Genomic DNA, 19,409 nt, shown 5'->3' on the forward strand with positions numbered 1-19,409 from the left:
CCCGCGATGACCCCGCCCCCGAGGAGCTCAGCCCGGCATGGCGCTCGTGCCGTCGGAGAGCGTCGGCGAGATGAGCCCGAATCCGTTGCCGTCGGGATCGATCAGGTAGCCGACGCGGCCGACGCCCTGCATGTCCTCCGCGGGCAGCATCTCGGTCGCGCCGAGTTCGACGGCGCGACGCATGACCTCGTCGATGCTGCCGTCGACGCCGATGACGAGGTTGCAGCCGTTGACGGGCGCACCGATCTCGGGCGCCGGTCCGTCGCGCTGGGTGAGCCCGCCGTTGATCCCCATGCCGGGCTGCCCGTCGACGTTGCCGATGGCTCCCTCGCCCGTGTCGATGGTCCAGTACGGCATCTCGCCGAACCGCGTGAAGCGCCAGCCGAGCAGGTCGCCGTAGAAGTCGACGAGCCGCTGGGGCTCGCTCGCGTGGATCTCGAAGTGCACGACCAGGTTGGCCATCGTTCCCCCTCGGATGCGTCGCGCAGGACGGATGCCGGCGCGGATGCGCGACACGCTACGCCCGGGCGGCGACATCCGTCACCCCGCGTTCGTCGCGGTCGGAGGTTCGGGGCAGAATCGTCTGGTGCCCCTCTTCTCGCGCCGGACGGCGCCGATCGACGACGCGCCGCCGATGCCGCGCCTGGTCGAGATCGGCGAGCCCGAGCGCGACTGGATCGACGCGCACGTCGCGCTGGTCGCCGATGCGGGCGCCGACCCCGACGACCTCGAGCAGGTCAAGACGCTCTACGACCGCTGGTCCGCCGGATGGCGGCGCATCAACCCGCCCGAGCGCGACGACCCGGCCATCATGGTCAACGCCCTCGGCGCCGCGTTCGGCGAGTACGTCGCGCGGCGCACCGGCCTGTCATGGCGCCTGGCCGAGCACGTCGACGGTCTCGACCTCGCCCTGTACCAGCCGCGCGGCCAGGTGCTCCTCCGTCCGATCACCATCGTCGACGAGCACTGGCATGCGGAGGAGAGCTCGGGCGCGTTCCTCGTCGAGACCGCGGAGCGCCTCACTCACGTGCGCCGACTCGCGCACGGCGACGAGCGCGGCCGCCGCCGCTGACCCCCGGACGGGGCTGCCCCGCACCCTTGTCGGCCGAACCCGCGAGGGATAACGTCGCGCTCGACGACGCAGCTCGCATCCATGCGACGCGGTCATCTGGGGGATGGTCCGATGTCCGACTTCTTCACCATGCAGGCCGGAGAGACCGCAGCGCCGGTCCCCGACGGGCCGGTGCTCTGCCAGGCGACGGCCGCGATGCGCCGCATCCACCGGGTCCTCCTCTGGTCGTACGACGAGGCGCCCGGGCTCGTGCGATCCGCCGCCGACGGCGACACCGACCGTTCGCGGTACGTCGGCGAGGTGCTCGGCAACTTCGACAAGCTCCTGCACGTGCACCACGAGGGCGAGGACCTCTACATGTACCCGCAGCTCGGCGAGCGCGCCCCGGCGTGCGCACTGCACGTCGCGCAGATGCTCGCGCAGCACGAGCAGGTCAGGCGGGCGCTCGACGACCTCGCCCCGATCCGCGAGCGGTGGCGGGAGAGCGCCGACGCCGAACTCGGCGAGCAGCTCGCGGCGGAGTACGAGGACCTCTCGGCCATGTTGAAGGTGCACCTGCGCCGCGAGGTGACCGAGGTCACGCCCGCGGTCGAGAAGGTGCTCACCGAGGAGGAGTTCGAGAAGCTCTCCCAACACGGCGTCGACTCCTTCGAGAAGAAGGTCGTCCTCGCGTACCTCGGCATGATCCTCGCGACGAACCCGCCCGACGAGCAGCGGGAGTTCATCACCGACATCCCGTTGCCGATCCGACTGGCGTACCGGCTCGTCGGCAAGCGCCTGTACCGGAGGCAGTACGCGACGCTGTTCCCCGGGCGCGCGATTCCGCGGACGATCTAGACGGTGCAGTCGGCCGGGGTTGACGCGAGCCGCGGCATCCGCTGCAATATATTGCATGCCGCTGCCCGTCCGCGCTCACGCGGAGCGCCCGAAGTCGATGCGCGACCACGCCTACACGCACCTTCGCGACGCGATCGTCTCGGGCGAGTTCGCACCCGGCGAGCGCCTGCGCGACCCGGAGCTCGAGGCGTGGCTCGGCGTCAGCCGGACGCCCATCCGCGAGGCGATCGCCCGACTCGAGGCCGCGGGCCTCGTGCAGACGCGTCGCGCGAAGCAGACCGTCGTGGCCCCCCTCGACACGCGCACCGCCCTCGCCGCGCAGCGCATCGCGGCGACGCTGCACGCGCTGGCGGTCCGCGAGGCGGTTCCGCAACTGACCACGGCCGACCTCGAGGCGATGGGCAACGCCAACGCCGCCTTCGCCAAGGCCCTGCACGGCGACGACGTCGACGCCGCGATGGCGGCCGACGACGCCTTCCACGGCGTCGCCGTCACGGCGAGCGCGAACCCGCTGCTGCCGGGCCTGCTGGAGCAGGTGACGCCCCTCCTCCGCCGCCTCGAGCGAGCCCGCTTCGGCTCGCTCGCGGGTCGCGGCTCGGTCGCCGACCACGACCGCATCATCGAACTCTGCGCGGCCGGCCTCGCCGACGAGGCCGCCGCCGCCACCCACGACAACTGGTCGACGCTCGGCCGGTTGCTGCACCTCGACGACGATGACGAGGCCATCGACGACGGCGCGGCGGGCGAGCCCGCGGCATCCGTCACGCCCACCCCTTGAAGGAGAGAACCATGGCCCTCGCCGACTTCCCCCGTCATCAGCTGACCTTCGGGCCGAGCCCGATCCACCCCGTCGATCGGCTCAGCGCCCACCTCGGCGGCGCCCGCGTCTGGATGAAGCGCGAGGACGTCAACTCCGGCCTCGCGTTCGGCGGCAACAAGACCCGCAAGCTCGAGTACCTCGTGCCCGACGCGCTCGCGAAGGGCGCCGACACGCTCGTCTCCATCGGCGGCGTGCAGTCGAACCACACGCGGCAGGTCGCGGCCGTCGCCGCGCACCTCGGCATGAAGGCCGTGCTCGTGCAGGAGCACTGGGTCGACTGGCCCGACTCGGTGAACGACCGGGTCGGCAACATCCTGCTCTCGCGGCTCATGGGCGCCGACGTGCGCCTCTCCCCCGCCGGCTTCAGCATCGGCTTCCGCGACTCGTGGAAGCGGGCGATCGCGGATGTCGAGACCGCGGGCGGCACGCCGTACGCGATCCCCGCCGGCGCGTCCGACCACCCGCTGGGCGGCCTCGGCTTCGCGAACTGGGCGCACGAGGTCGCGGCGCAGGAGGAGGCGCTCGGCGTCTTCTTCGACACGATCGTCGTCTGTTCGGTCACGGGTTCGACGCACGCGGGCATGATCGCGGGCTTCGCCGACCTCGAGCACAATTTCGGCGGACGGCCGCGCAGGGTCGTCGGCATCGACGCCTCGGCGAAGGTCGACGAGACCCGCGACCAGGTCGCGCGCATCGCGCGGAACACGGCGTCGACGATCGGCCTCGGACGCGACCTGCGCGACGACGAGATCACGGTGCTCGAGGGCTGGGCGGGCGACTACTACGGCATCCCGGTCGAGTCGACCGACGAGGCCATGCGGCTCACCGGGAGCCTCGAGGGCGTCATCCTCGATCCGGTCTACGAGGGCAAGTCGATGGCCGGACTCATCGAGCTCGTCTCGTCGGGCGACATCCCGAAGGACTCGAACGTGCTCTACGCCCACCTCGGCGGCCAGCCGGCGATCAACGCGTACTCCGGCCGCTACCACTGATCGGCCGGCCGCCGCCGGGCTGGGAGGATGGGCGGATGAGCGACGGGATCCGGTACTCGGGCGACACGGCCGACCTCGATCGGGCACGCGTGCACGAATTGATCTCGGAGCACGCCTACTGGGCGCTCGGCCGGCCGCGCGAGGTACAGGACGCCGCGATCGACGCGTCGTGGAACTACGGCGCGTACGACGCCGAGACCGGTAAGCAGCTGGGCTACGCACGCATCGTCACCGACGGCGTGACGTTCGCGTGGCTCTGCGACGTGATCGTGGCGCCGGAGGCGCGCGGTCGCGGCGTCGGCCTCGGGCTCGTCGGCTTCGTCGTCGCGCAGCTCGAGCCGCTCGCGTTGAAGCGGCTCGTGCTCGCCACGGGCGATGCGCATACCCTGTACGAACGATTAGGGTTCGAGCCGCTCGCACGGCCCGAGCAGTGGATGGTCCGCGGCACCAACGCCGTCGAGGAGGCGACATGACCGGGAACGACGACCCGCACCACGTCTCGCACGATCGATACGAGGAGTTGAAGGCGGAGTACTGCCGCCGTTGCGGCATCCACTTCGACGCCGCGTCGGCGCACCTGCACGACGGCCATCACGACGACCACGCCTGACGCCGGCCCGATCCGGTGACGGCGCGGCGGATGTCGTCGGCCGGCGGTAGCGTCGCCCCATGGATGCACGCACTCGGGGGCGCGAGCGCCTCGCCGAAGCGGCCGCTGACCTGATCGTCCGGCCCGACGTGTCGGTCGGGAAGATGTTCGGGTCCGAGGGCTACTCGGTGCGCGGCAAGCTCTTCGCGTTCGTCGAGCGCGGCGGCGACCTCGTCGTCAAGCTCCCCGAGGAGCGAATCGACGAACTCGCGCTCGCGCCGATGGTGATGCGCGGCCGCCCGATGCGCGAATGGGCTGTGGTGCCCTTCGCACGCGACGCCGAGTGGGGCGCGATCGCGGCCGATGCGTTCGCGTTCGTCGACGAGATCACGCCCTGATCGGGCACTTGTCGCTCGATCGGGCCGGTGGGAGCATGTGCGCATGCGACTCCTGGGGGCGATCGGAATCGTCCAGCTCGTGTTCGGCGCGCTCGGACTGCGGAAGGCGTACGCGGAGGGCCGCGGGGGCGACGTGCCGGGCTTCCCGCATCGATCGCCCGACGAGGTGCGGCGCCGGCACTGGGTCGAGGGCACCGAGCTCTCCGCGCCGACCGTGATGCTGATCGCGCAGGCGTTCGCGAGCCTCGCGCTGCTCGTCGGCCGCCGACCGCCCGTGGCCGCGGCGCGCACGCTCGGCGTGCTCGGGGCGATCATGAGCATCGGGTATCCGATCGAACGCGTGTGGCGTGAGTCGTTCGTCGATCCCGACCCCGAGGTCACGCCGCTGACGGCGGGCGGATTCCTCCTCGCCCTGAAGATGGCGATCCTCGGCTTCGCGGTGGGTCGCCGCGCCCGCACCCGCTGAGTCCGTCCGCGCACCTGCGGAACACTCCGTCGTGCATGAGAATCCGCCCCATGTCGCCCCCCACGGCGGCTGAAGAGCCGATCCGCATGCACGAAGCACCAGTTGCGGCGCCGTGCGCGGGTCGGTCGTCCAGCATCGCCGCCTATCCTCGACGGGTGACCTCGACCGCCCCGATCCGCGACGCCGTCGCGCTCGACGCCGCCGACTGGCGCGCCCGCGAGCAGGCGCACGCGGAACGGGCCGATGCCCTCACGGCCGGCCACCGATCGCGCAGGGCGCGCGGCGCGCGGCATCCGATCGAGGACTTCCTCTTCACGTACTACTCGTACTCCCCCGCGCTGCTGCGTCGCTGGCACCCGGGCGCGGGCGTCGAACTCGCCGATGCCGCGGGCACGCCCCGCGCCGACTGGCGCTGGTACGCGCCGGGCACGACCGAGGGAGGACTCGTCGTCGACGCCACCGCGATGCGCGCCGAGAAGGGTGCGATGCTCGGCCTGGTCGAGCGGATGCTGCGCCGAACCGCCGCGCGCCCGGCGCAGTTCGGCTGCTTCGGGCTGCACGAGTGGGCCATGGTCTACCGGCAGGGCGAGCATCGCCACCCGGTGCCGCTGCGGCTCGGGCAGGCGGCGACCGACGAGGTCGTCGAGGCGCACGAGCTCCGGTGCACGCACATCGACGCGTACCGGTTCTTCACCCCGGATGCCACGCCGCGCAACCGCTTCGCGCCGACCCGCGAATCCCAGCCCGAGATCGAGCAGCCGGGCTGCCTGCACGCGAACATGGACGTGTACAAGTGGGTGGTCAAGCTCGGCCCGCTCGTGCCCGGCGACCTGCTGCTCGACGCGTTCGAGCTGGCGCGCGACATCCGCTACCTCGACATGCAGGCATCGCCGTACGACATGGAGCCGTGGGGCGGCGACCCGGTGCGCATCGAGACGACCGACGGCAAGGCCGAGTACGTGCGGCGACAGCGCGGCTTCGCAGAGCGCGCGAACGTGCTGCGCGCGCGGGTCCTCGCGACCCTGCCCGGATCGCCCGCGTAGGCGGCGCGCTCGATCGTGCCTGTCGCAGCGGCGACCCCCGGTGCTAGCATCCGGAAGCGCCACGTTCTGCGACGGCGCCGCCGCTCCGATGCACCGACTGGAGGCCCGCATGCCCGGATCTGATGACCTCGTCGCGGGCGCGCCGGCCTGGGTCGACCTGACCACGACCGACCTCGACGGGGCGATCGAGTTCTACACGAGCGTGTTCGGCTGGACCGCCGATCGCAGCACCGACGAACGCTACGGCGGCTACACCACGTTCGTCCTCGACGGCAAGCGCGTCGCGGGCGCGGGCCGCCGGACCGACGACGACCCGTCGCCGTCGCACTGGACCGTCTACCTGCTGACGTGGAACGCGGCCGCGACGAGCGAGCGGATCGGCGAGGCCGGCGGCACGGTGCTGTTCGAGCCGCTCGACATCCCCGACATGGGCGTCATGGGCCTCGCGATCGACGCGACGGGCGCGGTCGTCGGCTACTGGCAGCCGGGCGGGCTGCCGGGCTTCGACGCGTTCGACGAGACCGGGGCGGCGACCCGCTTCGAACTCGCCGCGAGCGACTTCGACGCGGCGGAGCGCTTCTACGCGCACGCCTTCCACTGGGACATCGAGCACGGCGAGGGCGAACCTCGCTACGCCGTCTACCGCCACGCGGGCCGGACCTTCGCGCGGCTCCTCGACGCGGCCGAGCTCCTGGGCGCAGACCTGCCGCCCGCGTGGCACGTCGGGTTCCAGGTCGACGACGTCGAGGCGACGGTTGCGCGCGCCGTCGCCGCAGGCGGCACGCTCGTGGTGCCGCCGTGGGACGTTCCCGACGGTCGGCGGGCGGGCCTGTCCGACCCGAGCGGGGCCTACTTCGTCGTGGCGTCGCCGACGACGACGGCCGGCGAACCCCCCACGACGTCGGCCTCCGCGACGTCCGAGCCGACCGGGTAGGCATGGCCACCTGGGACGTCGTGATCGTCGACGGCGGCAGCGCCGGTCTCTCCGCGGCGCTCATGCTCGGACGATCCCGGCGGAGCGTGCTCGTCGTCGACGGCGGCCGGCCGCGCAACGCACCGGCGCAGCACATGCACGGCGTGCTCGGACGAGACCACACCTCGCCGCTCGACCTCCTCGCGGCGGGCCGTGCCGAGCTCACGCGCTACGACGTCGCGATCGAATCGGGCGAGGTCGCCGAGGCCGCCGAGGTCGATGCGGAGGCCGGTGAGCCCGGCGGCCCCTGCTTCGAGGTCGTGCTCGACTCCGGCGAGCGCCACCGCGCGCGGCGGCTGCTCGTCGCCACGGGCCTGCGCGACGAACTGCCCGACATCCCCGGCCTCGCCGAGCAGTGGGGTCGCGGGGTCGTGCTCTGCCCGTACTGCGACGGCTGGGAGGTGCGCGACCGGCGGATCGCCGTCATCGCCTCGAGCGCCGCCAACGCCCATCAGGCGCAGCTCATGCGCCAGCTCTCGGCCGATGTCATCTTCTGCACGCTGGGAGCGGTGCTCACGCCGACGGCACGTTCCGGACTCGACGCTCGGGGCATCGTCGTCGAGGACCGTCGGGTGATCGAGGTGTTCTCCGACGACGCCGGCCGGCTCCGCGGCATCCGCCTCGAAGACGGGAGCGAGTGGGAGGCCGATGCCGTGTTCGTCGCGCCGAAGGCGGTGCCCCATGACGACTTGCTGCGGCGACTGCGCGCGCGGTCGATGCGACAGGGCGGCGTCGACCACGTGATCGTCGACGAGGACGGCCGGACGAGCGTGCGCGGGCTGTACGCGGCCGGCAACGTCGTCGGCCCGAGGTCGTCCGTACCGTGGGCGATGTCGTCGGGGAGCCTCACGGGCGCGGCGATCAACGCCGACCTCGTCGAGGAGGACGTGCGGCACGCGCTCGAGTCGCGCGGCGCCGACGGTGCACCGGCCCCGGCGACCGACGCCTAGAAGTCCTCGTGCGCCTCGCGCAGCGTCGCGAGGGCGTCTTCGGTGCCCTGCCAGCCCTGCAGCGCAGACACGAGCTGACGCTCGAGCCACGCGGCATCCTTCCCGCCGTCGCCGGCCTCGCGCAGCTGCGCCATCCGCTCGGTCGCCGTTCCTGTGAGGTCGTCCATCACTCCCCCTCCGCGATGCGGACCGGTGACCGTACGGCCACGGACTCGGGCCCGCACCCGAGCCATGATGCCATCCGACGGTGGCGGCGGGCAGCCCTCCGCCGCATCCGGGGGTTCGCCGGATGCCCGCCGTCCACAGCCGCCGATACCGTCGCGGCATGACCACGACCGAGACGGGCGACACGACGACCGCCGCCACCGCGGCCGCCGCCACGACGACCGCCACCACCGCCTCACCCCCGGCCCGTCGGCCGGTCCGTCGACCGGGCCGGGAGCGGGAGCGCCTCGGCGCCCGCATCGGCTGGGCCTGGATCCTGCTCTCCTCGCTCGCGATCGCGGCGTTCGCGGTCGTGCCGTACCTGACGTCGTCGCTGCCCGAGCTGGCCGCCTCGCGTTCGGGCGGCCTCGCCGAGCACTACGCGGGTCAGCCGCCGTTCGTCCTCGCGGTGTTCTACGTCCACATCGTCGCGGGCGGCATCGCGCTCGTCACGAGCCCGTTCCAGTTCTGGCGCGGCCTGCGCGACCGAGCACCCCGGGTGCACCGCTGGACGGGTCGCGTCGCACTCGTCGCGATCGGCGTCGCCGGCCTCGCGGGCCTCTCGCTCGCGCCGTTCAGCGCCGCCGGGCTCGTCGGCACGTTCGGGTTCGGCGCGCTCGCCGTGCTGTGGGTGGTGGCCGGATGGCGCGGCTACCGCGCGATCCGCCGCGGCGACGTGCCCTCGCACCGCGCCTGGATGATGCGCGCGTTCGCCCTCACGTACGCCGCGGTGACGCTGCGCCTCTGGCTGCCGCTGCTGATGTTCGCCCAGGTGCCGTTCGCCGGCGCGGCCGGCTTCGACGCGGACGCCGCGTTCGCGAACGCCTACGCGGCCGTGCCGTTCCTCTGCTGGCTGCCGAACATGCTCGTCGCGGAGTGGCTCGTCCGTCGGCGCGCGCTCCCGTCGTACCGGCTCCCGGCGCGTACCCTCATCGCATGACGCAAACTCCTGCACCCGCGACCGACACGTGGAACGTCTGGGCGATCGTCGCGTTCGTGACCGTGTGGTTCACGGGCATCCTCGGCCTCATCTTCGGGTACATGGCCCTCGGGCAGATCAAGCGCACCGGTGAGCGGGGGCACGGCCTCGCCCTGGCCGCAGTGATCCTGGGCTGGATCGCCGTGGCCGGCGCCATCCTCATCATCATCCTGCTGCTGGTCACCGGCGGGATGTACCTGGCGAACACGCAGTAGCGTCGCGGTCGCGCCGACGAGATGAACGCCGCCGTCGCCGGCACGATCGCGCTGGTCGCACTCAACGCCTACGCCGTCGTGCTCATCGTGCTTCGGGCGCGCGTCTACGGCGTCGCCCTGTACCGGCCGATGATCGTCAACGTCGGGCTCTCGTTCCTGCCAGTGGTCGGTGCGGTGTTCGCGTTCGCGGTGCTCATCGCGCTCGTCCCGGCGCTCGTGGCCCTGCCGTCGTGGGGCATCGCGGCGGCGCCGTTCCTCGAGTGGGCGTACCTCCTCGTGGCGACGGGATTGTGGGTGCTGTTCTTCCCGAACTCGATCTACCTCATCACCGAACTGAACTTCAGCCATCGGGGCCCCGACGACCCGGTCCCGCTCTGGTACGACATCGTGCAGACGCTGACGCTCACCCTCTCGGGCATCGCGAACGCGGTCTTCAGCCTCGGGGTCGTGCAGACCGCGTTCGTGCTCATCGTGCTCGATCCGGCTGAGGTCTCCGCCGGCCCGCCGGCGGCGAGCTGGTGGTTCGCGGGTGCGGTCATCGTGCTCGGTGCGCTCGGCGTCTACCTCGGGCGCTACCTGCGCTTCAACAGCTGGGATGTCCGACACCCCGGCTCGATGCTGCGCAAGACGCGCGAGTACTTCGCCCCCGGGGGCCGGGTCGCCGACATGCTGGGGTTCGTCGCGTCGCACGCGGTACTCGTCGGGCTCGTCTACGTGCCCGTCTACCTGGCGACGTTCGTCGCCGCGGTCACCGGAGCTCGCGCGTCATGAACACGCTGTTCGGGTCGAGGACGTAGTCGGCGAACGGCGCGCATTCCTCGAACCCGTACTTGGCGTAGAGCGTGCGGGCCGGGCGGAAGAACTCCTCTGAGCCCGTCTCGAGGCTGAGACGGGCGTACCCGCGACGGGCCGCCTCGGCGAGGACGTGCTCGAGCAGGCGTGCACCGAGGCCACGGCCGCGGGCTGCGGCGTCCGTTCGCATCGACTTCAGCTCGCCGTGCGCGGGGTCGAGTTCCTTCAGCGCGACGCAGCCGAGCAGGTGCTCGCCCTCGCCGATGGTCCACAGCGTCACCTCGGGCTCCGAGAGCGCCGAGACGTCGAGCGCGTGCACGCTCTCGGCTGGGGAGGTCGCGAACATGTCGGCGAGGTGGTCCTCGAGCAGGCGGATGACGCGGGGGTCTCCGAGATCGGCGCGGTGGATGTCGAGGGCGGGGGCGGTGCTCACCGCCTCATTCTCCTCCGCGCGTGTTTCCCGCTCATGTCGTCTGGCCGAGCCGGGCGGCGTGACGACGCGGATGCGCCCGGGTCGGGCCGCGCATCCGCGTGCGCTCGCGGTGCTCCGGTGCGACGTCAGCGCCCGGTCAGCTCGTTGAACCAGCCCGGCCCGGCGACCTGCACTCCGGCGGCGAGACGCGCGCGCAGGCCGCGGTCGGCCGTGACGACGAGCACACGTTCCCCCGTTTCGAGGAGTCGAGCGGCGTGCTCGACGACCGCGGAGTCGCCGTCCGCGGGCGCCCGGACGAGTTCGATCCCGTCGGGCGCGGACGCCGTCCTCGCCGCACCCTCGACGACGGCGACGATCCGCGAGATCGCGACGGTCGATTCGTCGGCCGCGCCGGGCACGGCCACGCTCCGACCGATGAGCTCCGGCATCCGCCCGAGCAGCCCGGTCGCGGCGCCGGCGCGGTCGCGCCACCATCCGTCGGGCCGAGAGCCCATGACGTTGGCGACGTCGACGACGACGACGACGGGCGGGGCGGATGACTCGGGATCGCCGCCCGGCCCGGCACTCGTCACGCGGAGTCCCCCGCCTTCAGCGGCAGGATCTCGCCGCCCGTCTGGCACTCGGGACAGTACTGCGCGGTCGTGCTCGCGAACGTGAAGTCGCGGATCTCGCCGCCGCACCCGGCCGGGCAGGGCTCCCCCGCGCGCCCGTGCACCTGCATGGCGTCGACCTTCGCGGCCTTCAGCCGGTCGATCGGGATGCCCTGGCGCGCGGCGATCGCGTCGCGGATCGTGCCCACCGTCGCATCGAACAGGCGCGCGAGCTCGTCGTCGGCGAGCGTCGCCGCGTGCGCCACGGGTGAGAGGCGGGCCGCGAAGAGGATCTCGTCGGAGTACGCGTTGCCGATGCCGGCGAGCGACTCCTGCTCCTGCAGGATCGCCTTGAGCTGCTTGCGGCGCCCGGCGACCGCCCGGTCGAACTCGGCGCGCGTGAAGGCGGGATCGGCCGGGTCGGGTCCGTGCTTGGCGACGGCGGCGACCTCGTTCGCCTCGTCGACCACCCAGCACCCGAGCGACACCCAGCCGCCGGCATCCGTCAGCTCGAGCACCGCGCCGTCGTCGAACTCGAGTGCGGCGAGCGTGGGCGGCGGCGGCTCGGCGGCCTCGGCTGCGGCGACGTCCACGCCTGCGGCGTCGGCCGCGGCATCCGCCTCGCCTGCACCCCACCGCGCCCAGCCGTGGCGGCCCAGCGAGACGACGAGCAGCTCGGAGCCGTCGAGCTCGATCGCGAACAGCTTGCCGTGGCGGGTGACGCCGAGCACGCGTTCGCCGACGAGCGTCGTCAGCGGCCGGCTCCGCGTCTTCGTGACGCGGAACTCGACGACGTCGACGGCCGCGACGGTGCGACCGCGCAGCGACGACTCGAGCTCGTCGACGAGGGCCTGGACCTCCGGGGACTCCGGCATACCGTCAGCCTCGCACGACCCGCGGACGCTGCCAACGGTCTTCCGTCACTCGGGCCTTGCGCCGAACTGTACGACGAGTCAGAATGCTGTACATGCGTACAGTCTCGGTCGTCGATGGCGACCTCACCGCCCGCGCGCGCATCGTCGCCGCCGCGCTCGACCGCTTCGCCGTGCACGGGTACGACGCGGCGACCATGCGCGACATCGCCGCGCGCGCCGGCGTCAGCACCGCCCTCGTCACGCACCACTTCGGCACCAAGCAGGCGCTCCGCGAGGAGTGCGACGCACGCGTCGCGCGGTTCATCGCCGAGAAACAGGATGCCGCGGCGCCGTCCGACGTGCTGGGCGAGGTGCTCGGCACCTACGGCCCCTATCTCGCGCGCATGCTCGGCGACGGCGGTGCGGCATCCGACGCCCTCTTCGCCCGACTGGTCGCGGTCGCCGGCGCATCGATCGACGACGGGTCGGCGGGCGGATGGCTCCGCCCGTCCCGCGATCCGGAGGCGCAGGCCGCCGCGCTCGTCCTCCTCGGCGTCGCTCCGTTCCTGCTGCTCGACCGCCTGGCGGCCTGGGCGGGCGGCGACCCCGAGGCGGCGCTCGCGCGGCTGGCCGTCCCGCTCGCGGAGCTCTACTCCGGCGGGCTCGTCACCGACGACCGGCTGCTCGCCGCGACCGGTCTCGTTCCGGAGGAGGCACGATGAAGCTGATGCTCGTCACCGCGGGCTCGCGCGGAGACGTGGAACCGTTCGCCGCGCTCGCGCGTCGCGCGGCGGCGGCGGGTCACGACGTCCGCCTGGCGCTCCCCGACCGGTCGGGCGTCGACACGACCGGGCTCGACGTGCGGAGCCTCGAGGTCGACTTCTCGGCGATGATCGAGTCGCAGGGCGTCTCGCCGATGGCGGCGATGCGCAACCTGCGCGACGTCGTGCGGCCGGTGATGCGCGGCGTGATCGTGAACGCCGTGCACGCGGCCCTCGAGTTCCGGCCCGACGTCATCGCGTGGCATCCGAAGGTGCTCTCGGCGCCGATCGTCGCCGACGCGCTCGGCATCCCGCACGCGCTCGTCGAGATGGTGCCCGCGATGACGCCGACGCGCGAGTTCCCCGCGGCCGGCACGGTGACGCTCGATCTCGGACCCTTCAACCGCCTCACCTACCGGGCCGCGGCGGCCGCAGGCGCCATGTTCCGGCGCGAGGTCGACGAGGCGGCCGAGCTGGCGGGCGCGCCCGGCACCCGACGCTCGTCGCCGCCCGCGGCGACGCTCCTCCCGATCAGTCCGGCGATCCTGCCGCGTCCGGCCGACTGGCCGGATTCGGTCGCGCTGACCGGGGCGTGGCGCGCGGCGACGACGGATGCCGCGGCATCCGCCCTCGACCCCGCCCTCGCCGACTTCCTCGACGGTGGTGACTTCGCGTACGCCGGCTTCGGGTCGATGGCCGCGGGCGACCCCGTGGCCCGCGGGCGCGCACTCGTGACGGCGGCACGGGCTCGCGGCATCCGCCTGCTCGTCGCGACCGGCCTCGGCGGCATCGCCGTGCCCGAAGAGGCGCGCGGCGACGACGTGTTCGTCACCCGATCGGTCGATCACGCGGCCGTGCTCCCCCGTGCGATCGCCGCGATCCACCACGGCGGCATCGGCACCGTGCAGGCCGCGACCGCGGCGGGCACCGTGTCGATCGTGGTGCCGTTCATCGCCGACCAACCGTTCTGGGGTGCGATGCTCCACCGGCGCGGGCTCGCGCCCGCCGCGATCCCGCAGCGGAGGCTCACCGCCGATCGCCTCGCCGACGCGTTGGCCGCCGCGCCCGCGTTCCGGTCCGCCGTGGATGCCGCGGCCGCCCGGATGGCCGACGAGGACGGTGCGGCCGACGCGCTCGGCGTGCTCGAACGGCTCGCCGCCCGGCCGCGGAAGTCGGCGCTGCGCCAGCCGTGACGCGGTCGAGGACTCCGCCGCGCGACGCCGGCGATTGTGCCCGACGCCGCACGGGAGGATCCTGAACCCATGAACGACCGCGAGGAATTCCTGATCTGGATCAACAACGCGCTCGTCCGGGCCGAGCGCGCCCTGTTCGACGGCGACGCGCGCCCTCGGCGCTCGACGTGGTCCGCCTCCGACGACGTGAGCGTGCTCGGTGCGTGGCGCAACGCGGTCGGCCGCTCGGAGCTGCTCGACGCGTTCGACAGCGTCGCCGCGAGCTTCGCCGCCTGCACCGACTACGCGTTCGAGCTGATCTCGTTCGACGTCGCGGGCGACATGGCGTACACCGTCGGGTACGAGCGGATCTCCGCGACGAAGGACGGCACGCCGAGCACGTTCACCGTGCGCGCGACCCAGGTCTACCGCCGCGAGGACGGCGAGTGGAAGGTCGTGCACCGGCACGCCGACACGATGTAGCGGCGCCGGGCCGCGCACCGGCCGCTCGCGTCTAGATCAGGATCGAGAGCGGCTGCTCGATCCGTCGCTGGAACGCCGCGAGCCAACGCGCCGCGAGCGCGCCGTCGAGCACCCGGTGGTCGGCGGAGAGGGTCACCGTCATGACCTGGCCGACGGTGAGCCCGCCCTCGTCGTCGACGACCGGCATCCGCCGGGCCGCCCCGACTGCGAGGATTCCGGCGTGCGGCGGGCTGATGATCGCCGAGAACTCGGTCGTGCCGTACATGCCGAGGTTCGAGACCGCGAAGCTGCCGCCCTCGAGCTCCTCCTGCCGGAGCCGGCCCGAACGGCCCCGCTCCGCCAGGTCGGCCACGGTCGTCGCGAGCTCCACGAGCCCGAGTCGGTCGACGCCGCGCACGACGGGCATCAGCAGGCCGTCGTCGATCGCGACCGCGACCGCGATGTCGGCGCTGCGATGCCGGTGGATCACGGTCTCGCCCCACGTCGCGTTGGCCTCGGGCACGTCGGCGAAGGCCCCGGCGCACGCCTTCACGACGAAGTCGTTCAGCGAGACCTTGACCGGCGCGGCCTCGTTCACGCGACGCCGGAGCTCGACTAGCTCGTCGACGCGGCAGTCCGCCGTGAGGAAGAAGTGCGGCACGCTGGTGGCGCTCTCGGTGACGTGACGCGCGATCGCGCGCCGCATCCGCGTGAGTGGGACGTCCTCGACCGAGCCGGGCTCAGTGGCAGGCGGGGCGGCGAGCGGGGCGCCCGGTGCCGTGTCGGGCGGGGCCTTCGACGGCGATGCGGATGCCGCATCCCCAGCCTGCGCCTCGAGGTCGCGCCGTACGATCCGGCCGCCCGGTCCGGTCCCGTGCAGGAGTGCCAGGTCGATCCCCTGCTCGCGGGCGAGCCTGCGCACGATCGGGCTCGCGAACCGGCGGGGCGCACCGGCGTCGGATCCCGCGGAGTCGGGCTGCGGCGACGGCGCCCCGGCCGATTCCCCAGGCGCCCCGATCACCGCGATCGGGTCGCCGATCGCCACTGCCGCGCCGGCCTCGACGAGCAGTCGGAGCACCGTCCCCGCGGCCTCGGCGGCGTACTCCACGACGGCCTTCTCGGTCTCGACCTCGGCGAGCGGCGTGCCGACCGAGACCTCCTGCCCGGGCTCGACGAGCCAGGCCTGGATCGCCGCCTCGGTGACGCCGGCGAGCACCTCGGGCATCCGCACCACCGCCGCCATCACGCACCGCCCATCCCGGTGCGGAGCACCTCGATGGCCTCGACGACCTCCTCGGTGCGCGCGATCGCCGCGCGCTCGAGCACCTTCGAGATGCTCGGGCTCGCCTCGCCGCCCGTGACCCGCTGGACGGGCTGGTCGAGCCAGTCGAAGCACCGTCGCTGGATCTCGTCGGCGAGCCATCCGCCGTACGAGGTGCCGCGGGCGCCCTGCTCGACGATCAGCACGGCGTTCGTCTTCCGCACCGATGCCTCGATCGTCTCCCAGTCGATCGACGCCCGGTCGAGCCAGCGCAGGTCGATGACGTCGGCGTCGAAGCCCGTCTGCTCGACGGCCTCGAGGCAGTGCCGCACCATCGAGAGGTAGCTGATGATCGTCGCGTCGTCGCCGGTGCGCCGCACACCCGCTCGCCCGAAGGGCAGCTGGTAGTCGAGGTCGCCCTCGGGGATCTCATCGGCGAGGCCGTACAGGTCGACGTGCTCGATGACGAGCACGGGGTCGTCGAGCGCGAGCGCGGCGTTCATGAGGCCGACGTAGTCGGCCGCGGTCGACGGCGCGACGATGCGCCATCCTGCACTGGTCGCGAAGATGCCCGCGGGATCCATGAGGTGCTGCGAGCCGTAGCCCGACCCCATGGCGACCTTGGTGCGCAGCACCAGCGGCACCGGGTTCACGCCGCCGAACATGTGCCGCGCCTTGCCGATCTGGTTGAAGACCTGGTCGGCGGCGACCCACATGAAGTCGGGGTACATGAACTCCACGACCGGCCGGAAGCGGCCGTCGAGCGCCATGCCGCCGCCGAGTCCGACGAACGCGTTCTCGCTGATCGGGGTGCCGAGCACTCGGTCGGGGAATCGGGCGGCGAGCCCCTTCGTGGCACCGTTCGTTCCCCCGGCGAGCCGGTGCACGTCCTCGCCCATCACGACGATGCGGTCGTCGGCCTCCATGCGACGGCCCATGACGGATGCCACGGCGTCGACGAACTTCGTCGGCGTCATCGGCACGTCGGCGCCGATCGGCTCGAGCGTGCGGGCGCCGGCGAGCTCGCTCGTGTCGCCCCGGACCCCGACGTCGACGAACTCGGGGTCGGGCCAGAGCTCGGGGCGGATGCGGCGCTTCCCGGGCTGGTCGGGGTCGTCCTCGAGCAGTTCGCCGACGGCCGCGCGCATCGCCGTCTGCGCCTGCTCGCGCACGGCCGCGACCCCCTCCGGCGTGACCTGGCCGAGCCGCTCCATCTCGCGGGCGACGAGGAGCAGCGGGTCGCGCTCGCGCCACTCGGCCTCCTCCTCCTTGGTTCGGTAGCCGAAGGCGCTGCCCGGGTAGGGCCCGTTCTGGTGGAAGAAGCGGTACACCTCGGCCTCGATGACCGCGGGCCCCTCGCCGGCGCGGAGCCGCGCTTCCGCGTCGCGCATGGCGAGGTGCACGGCGAGTGGATCCATGCCGTCGACCCGCCACGCCGGGATCGCGAAGCCGAGGCCGCGCGCCGAGAGTCGCGGCTCGGCGGTGGACTCGTCGACGTTCGTGGAGACCGCGTAGCGGTTGTTCTCGATGAAGAACGCGAACGGCAGCTGCCACGCCGCCGCGAGGTTCATGGATTCGAGCACCGAGCCGATGTTCACGGCGCCGTCGCCGAAGTAGCTCACCGTGAGGTCGCTCGTTCCCGCGTGCCGCTGCGCCCACGCGTTGCCGGCGCCCATCGGCACTCCACCGCCGACGATCGCGTTGGTGCCGAGCGCACCGGCCTCGAACCACTGGAGGTGCATCGACCCGCCGCGGCCGCGGCAGTACCCCTGCGCGAGGCCGAGGATCTCCGCGAGCGTGCGCTGCAGCACCTCCTGGACGGGCGGGGTGACGACGCCCTCGAGGTCGTGGCGCCCGCCGGCGACGTGCGTGAGCGCCTTGGCGAGGAACTGGTGGTGCCCCCGGTGCGAGCCGTTCACGGCGTCGCTCGAGCGGAGGCCGATGATCGAGCCGACCGCACCGCCCTCCTGCCCGATGCTCGAGTGCGCCGGGCCGTGGACGAGACCCTCGGCCGCGAGTTCGAGCACGGTCTCCTCGAAGGCGCGGATCAGGTGGAGCTGGGCGAGCATGCCCGACAGCAGCTCGGGATCGGCGTTCTCCCAGTCCTCGGGCGTGGTCGTCAGCTCGACCCACGGTTGGGCCGCGTCGAGCGGTGTCCGTCTCGGCATCTCCCTCTTCCCCATCGATGAAGGATGCGTCGCGCACGACCGTGCGCTGGTGCCGATGCTAGTCGTGATTGCATCCAATCAAAAGGACCAATGGGGCCGAAGCTCGACATCCGCCACCTGAAGCGGGATGCTTGTATCCAATCAAGGAGGATTCGATGCCACTCCCCGGGATGCGCGGCAGCGACCACTTCGGCGTCACGGTGCCCGACCTCGACGAGGCCGACGACTTCCTCGTGCGTGTGCTCGGCGCCGAGCGCTTCTACGAGCTCGGCCCGTTCTCGTTCGACGAGGGCGACTGGATGGCCGAGCACCTGAACGTCCATCCGCGCACCGTGATGCGGCGGCTCCGGTTCTACCGCCTCGGCAACGGCACGAACCTCGAGGTGTTCGAGTACGAGCCCGCCGACGGGCAGCGGCCGGTGCCGCGCAACAGCGACCTGGGCGGACACCACCTCGCGATCTACGTCGACGACCTCGACGCGGCGGTCGAGTACCTCCGCGCCGAGGGCGTGCGCGTGCTCGGCGACCCCACGGTGAGCCGCAACGCGAGCGAGGGCCAGCGCTGGGTCTACTTCCTCAGCCCGTGGGGCATGCAGTTCGAGCTCGTCAGCTACCCCGACGGCAAGGCGTACGAGCGCGGACTCGACCGCACGCTCTGGCACCCGGCCCACCCGAGCCGGTAGGCATGAGGGCATGACGGTCACGGCAGGCGGGCGCGGCACGCGCGGCGGCGACGCGGGCGCGCGCATCGCGGAGAAGCTCCGCGAGCGCATCCTGAAGGGCGAGGTGCCGCCCGGCTCCCGCATCCGCCAGGAGGACGTGGCCGCGCAGTTCGGCGCGAGCCGGGTGCCGGTGCGGGAGGCGCTCCGCATCCTCGAGCACGACGGCCTGGTGACGCTCGTGGCCAACACCGGGGCCTGGGTGTCGCGCCTCACGCTCGAGGAGTGCGATGAGATCTACCAGATGCGCGAGCGGCTCGAACCGCTGCTGCTCCGCCTCAGCGCGCCCCGGCTCACGGCGGCCGACCTCGACGAGCTGCAGGGCCTCGCCGAGCGGATGGCGGCGACGACCGACGTCGACGAGTTCCTCGAACTCGACCGCGCCTTCCACCTCGGCGGGTACCGCGGTGCGACCACGACGCAGCTCGGCGAACTCGTCGTCAAGCTGTGGAACACCACGCAGCCGTACCGTCGGGCCTACTCGCGGTCGATGGACGCGGACGCCGCGCGCATCGTGCACGACGAGCACCACCTGATCGTGGCCGACCTCCGCGACGGCGACGTCGAGGACGCCGAGCGCGTGCTGGCGGGACACATCCGGCGCACGCGGCGGCGGCTGTCGCGGCATCCGGAGCTCTTCGAGGCCCTGCAGGCCTGAG

Annotated in this window: 26 protein-coding genes; 19 read left to right on the top strand and 7 right to left on the bottom strand. The window is 72.8% G+C overall.

From position 1 onward, the window contains the following. Positions 1 to 27: 27 nt before the first annotated feature. The gene (locus ACSJD1_RS05545) at positions 28 to 462 is read right to left on the bottom strand and encodes a VOC family protein (RefSeq protein ID WP_438854316.1); all 435 of its coding nucleotides are present in this window, start codon (positions 460 to 462) and stop codon (positions 28 to 30) included. Between the two features lie 124 nt (positions 463 to 586). Here ACSJD1_RS05545 and ACSJD1_RS05550 point away from each other — a divergent pair, with 124 nt between their 5' ends. The 11 genes from ACSJD1_RS05550 to ACSJD1_RS05600 all read left to right on the top strand — a co-directional run bounded on the left by ACSJD1_RS05550 (position 587) and on the right by ACSJD1_RS05600 (position 8,140). Beyond that, positions 587 to 1,072 carry a DUF3806 domain-containing protein gene (locus tag ACSJD1_RS05550; protein WP_438854317.1) on the top strand — a complete coding sequence of 162 codons (486 nt, stop codon included), beginning with the start codon at positions 587 to 589 and terminating at the stop codon, positions 1,070 to 1,072. 111 nt (positions 1,073 to 1,183) lie between these two features. Beyond that, entirely contained in the window at positions 1,184 to 1,909 is a 726-nt protein-coding gene (locus ACSJD1_RS05555; protein WP_438854318.1) for a hemerythrin domain-containing protein, read from the top strand. A 55-nt stretch (positions 1,910 to 1,964) separates the two neighbouring features. Then, on the top strand, positions 1,965 to 2,687 hold the full coding sequence (locus ACSJD1_RS05560) for a GntR family transcriptional regulator (RefSeq protein ID WP_438854319.1): 723 nt from the start codon (positions 1,965 to 1,967) through the stop codon (positions 2,685 to 2,687). 11 nt (positions 2,688 to 2,698) lie between these two features. Further along, complete coding sequence (locus tag ACSJD1_RS05565; RefSeq protein WP_438854320.1) at positions 2,699 to 3,721, top strand: 1-aminocyclopropane-1-carboxylate deaminase; 1,023 nt, start codon at positions 2,699 to 2,701, stop codon at positions 3,719 to 3,721. A 35-nt stretch (positions 3,722 to 3,756) separates the two neighbouring features. After that, positions 3,757 to 4,194, top strand: a complete 438-nt coding sequence (locus ACSJD1_RS05570; RefSeq protein ID WP_438854321.1) for a GNAT family N-acetyltransferase — start codon at positions 3,757 to 3,759, stop codon at positions 4,192 to 4,194. Next, entirely contained in the window at positions 4,191 to 4,331 is a 141-nt protein-coding gene (locus ACSJD1_RS05575) for a hypothetical protein (RefSeq protein WP_438854322.1), read from the top strand. The genes ACSJD1_RS05570 and ACSJD1_RS05575 overlap by 4 nt, the downstream gene beginning before the upstream one ends. 59 nt (positions 4,332 to 4,390) lie before the next feature. After that, a complete protein-coding gene (locus ACSJD1_RS05580) occupies positions 4,391 to 4,708 on the top strand; it encodes a hypothetical protein (protein WP_438854323.1) in 318 nt (105 codons plus the stop codon). A gap of 43 nt (positions 4,709 to 4,751) precedes the next feature. Further along, positions 4,752 to 5,174: a hypothetical protein gene (locus ACSJD1_RS05585; protein ID WP_438854324.1), complete on the top strand. Its 423-nt coding sequence runs from the start codon at positions 4,752 to 4,754 to the stop codon at positions 5,172 to 5,174. Positions 5,175 to 5,329: 155 nt separating this feature from the next. After that, entirely contained in the window at positions 5,330 to 6,217 is an 888-nt protein-coding gene (locus ACSJD1_RS05590; RefSeq protein WP_438854325.1) for a 3-methyladenine DNA glycosylase, read from the top strand. Between the two features lie 109 nt (positions 6,218 to 6,326). Next, positions 6,327 to 7,151, top strand: a complete 825-nt coding sequence (locus ACSJD1_RS05595; protein WP_438854326.1) for a VOC family protein — start codon at positions 6,327 to 6,329, stop codon at positions 7,149 to 7,151. Between the two features lie 2 nt (positions 7,152 to 7,153). Next, complete coding sequence (locus ACSJD1_RS05600; RefSeq protein WP_438854327.1) at positions 7,154 to 8,140, top strand: NAD(P)/FAD-dependent oxidoreductase; 987 nt, start codon at positions 7,154 to 7,156, stop codon at positions 8,138 to 8,140. Here the strand turns inward: ACSJD1_RS05600 and ACSJD1_RS05605 are convergent. After that, on the bottom strand, positions 8,137 to 8,307 hold the full coding sequence (locus ACSJD1_RS05605; protein ID WP_438854328.1) for a hypothetical protein: 171 nt from the start codon (positions 8,305 to 8,307) through the stop codon (positions 8,137 to 8,139). The two genes, ACSJD1_RS05600 and ACSJD1_RS05605, sit on opposite strands and share 4 nt — an antisense overlap. Positions 8,308 to 8,465: 158 nt before the next feature. Here ACSJD1_RS05605 and ACSJD1_RS05610 point away from each other — a divergent pair, with 158 nt between their 5' ends. From ACSJD1_RS05610 to ACSJD1_RS05620, 3 genes are read left to right on the top strand one after another with little or no spacing between them, the layout of a single operon-like run. Then, on the top strand, positions 8,466 to 9,284 hold the full coding sequence (locus ACSJD1_RS05610; RefSeq protein WP_438854329.1) for a DUF2306 domain-containing protein: 819 nt from the start codon (positions 8,466 to 8,468) through the stop codon (positions 9,282 to 9,284). Then, entirely contained in the window at positions 9,281 to 9,538 is a 258-nt protein-coding gene (locus tag ACSJD1_RS05615; RefSeq protein WP_438854330.1) for a DUF4190 domain-containing protein, read from the top strand. The genes ACSJD1_RS05610 and ACSJD1_RS05615 overlap by 4 nt, the downstream gene beginning before the upstream one ends. Positions 9,539 to 9,559: 21 nt before the next feature. Next, the gene (locus ACSJD1_RS05620) at positions 9,560 to 10,309 is read left to right on the top strand and encodes a DUF1361 domain-containing protein (protein ID WP_438854331.1); all 750 of its coding nucleotides are present in this window, start codon (positions 9,560 to 9,562) and stop codon (positions 10,307 to 10,309) included. Here the strand turns inward: ACSJD1_RS05620 and ACSJD1_RS05625 are convergent. The 3 genes from ACSJD1_RS05625 to ACSJD1_RS05635 all read right to left on the bottom strand — a co-directional run bounded on the left by ACSJD1_RS05625 (position 10,287) and on the right by ACSJD1_RS05635 (position 12,228). After that, positions 10,287 to 10,763, bottom strand: coding sequence for a GNAT family N-acetyltransferase (locus ACSJD1_RS05625; protein ID WP_438854332.1), 477 nt, complete (start codon positions 10,761 to 10,763; stop codon positions 10,287 to 10,289). The genes ACSJD1_RS05620 and ACSJD1_RS05625 overlap by 23 nt on opposite strands. Positions 10,764 to 10,888: 125 nt before the next feature. Continuing rightward, positions 10,889 to 11,335, bottom strand: a complete 447-nt coding sequence (locus ACSJD1_RS05630) for a hypothetical protein (protein ID WP_438854333.1) — start codon at positions 11,333 to 11,335, stop codon at positions 10,889 to 10,891. Next, entirely contained in the window at positions 11,332 to 12,228 is an 897-nt protein-coding gene (locus tag ACSJD1_RS05635) for a DNA-formamidopyrimidine glycosylase family protein (protein WP_438854334.1), read from the bottom strand. Before ACSJD1_RS05635 ends, ACSJD1_RS05630 begins: the two co-directional genes overlap by 4 nt. Positions 12,229 to 12,320: 92 nt before the next feature. Between ACSJD1_RS05635 and ACSJD1_RS05640 the strand changes: the two genes are divergently transcribed. The 3 genes from ACSJD1_RS05640 to ACSJD1_RS05650 all read left to right on the top strand — a co-directional run bounded on the left by ACSJD1_RS05640 (position 12,321) and on the right by ACSJD1_RS05650 (position 14,623). Next, positions 12,321 to 12,929 (top strand): TetR family transcriptional regulator, encoded by a 609-nt coding sequence (locus tag ACSJD1_RS05640; RefSeq protein ID WP_438854335.1) that lies wholly within the window; start codon positions 12,321 to 12,323, stop codon positions 12,927 to 12,929. Beyond that, positions 12,926 to 14,161 carry a glycosyltransferase gene (locus tag ACSJD1_RS05645; RefSeq protein ID WP_438854336.1) on the top strand — a complete coding sequence of 412 codons (1,236 nt, stop codon included), beginning with the start codon at positions 12,926 to 12,928 and terminating at the stop codon, positions 14,159 to 14,161. The genes ACSJD1_RS05640 and ACSJD1_RS05645 overlap by 4 nt, the downstream gene beginning before the upstream one ends. A 69-nt stretch (positions 14,162 to 14,230) precedes the next feature. Then, a complete protein-coding gene (locus tag ACSJD1_RS05650; RefSeq protein ID WP_438854337.1) occupies positions 14,231 to 14,623 on the top strand; it encodes a nuclear transport factor 2 family protein in 393 nt (130 codons plus the stop codon). A 31-nt stretch (positions 14,624 to 14,654) separates the two neighbouring features. Here the strand turns inward: ACSJD1_RS05650 and ACSJD1_RS05655 are convergent, their stop codons facing one another. After that, the gene (locus ACSJD1_RS05655) at positions 14,655 to 15,845 is read right to left on the bottom strand and encodes a dihydrolipoamide acetyltransferase family protein (RefSeq protein WP_438854338.1); all 1,191 of its coding nucleotides are present in this window, start codon (positions 15,843 to 15,845) and stop codon (positions 14,655 to 14,657) included. Next, complete coding sequence (locus ACSJD1_RS05660) at positions 15,845 to 18,031, bottom strand: alpha-ketoacid dehydrogenase subunit alpha/beta (RefSeq protein ID WP_438854339.1); 2,187 nt, start codon at positions 18,029 to 18,031, stop codon at positions 15,845 to 15,847. Before ACSJD1_RS05660 ends, ACSJD1_RS05655 begins: the two co-directional genes overlap by 1 nt. A 155-nt stretch (positions 18,032 to 18,186) precedes the next feature. On the opposite strand from ACSJD1_RS05660, the gene ACSJD1_RS05665 reads away from it, so the two are divergent. Then, a complete protein-coding gene (locus ACSJD1_RS05665) occupies positions 18,187 to 18,714 on the top strand; it encodes a VOC family protein (protein ID WP_438854340.1) in 528 nt (175 codons plus the stop codon). 10 nt (positions 18,715 to 18,724) lie between these two features. Continuing rightward, the gene (locus tag ACSJD1_RS05670) at positions 18,725 to 19,408 is read left to right on the top strand and encodes a GntR family transcriptional regulator (RefSeq protein ID WP_438854341.1); all 684 of its coding nucleotides are present in this window, start codon (positions 18,725 to 18,727) and stop codon (positions 19,406 to 19,408) included. The last annotated feature ends 1 nt before the right edge of the window (position 19,409 follow it).

It is taken from the genome of Agromyces excoecariae (genome assembly GCF_051715505.1).
Taxonomy (GTDB): Bacteria; Actinomycetota; Actinomycetes; order Actinomycetales; family Microbacteriaceae; genus Agromyces.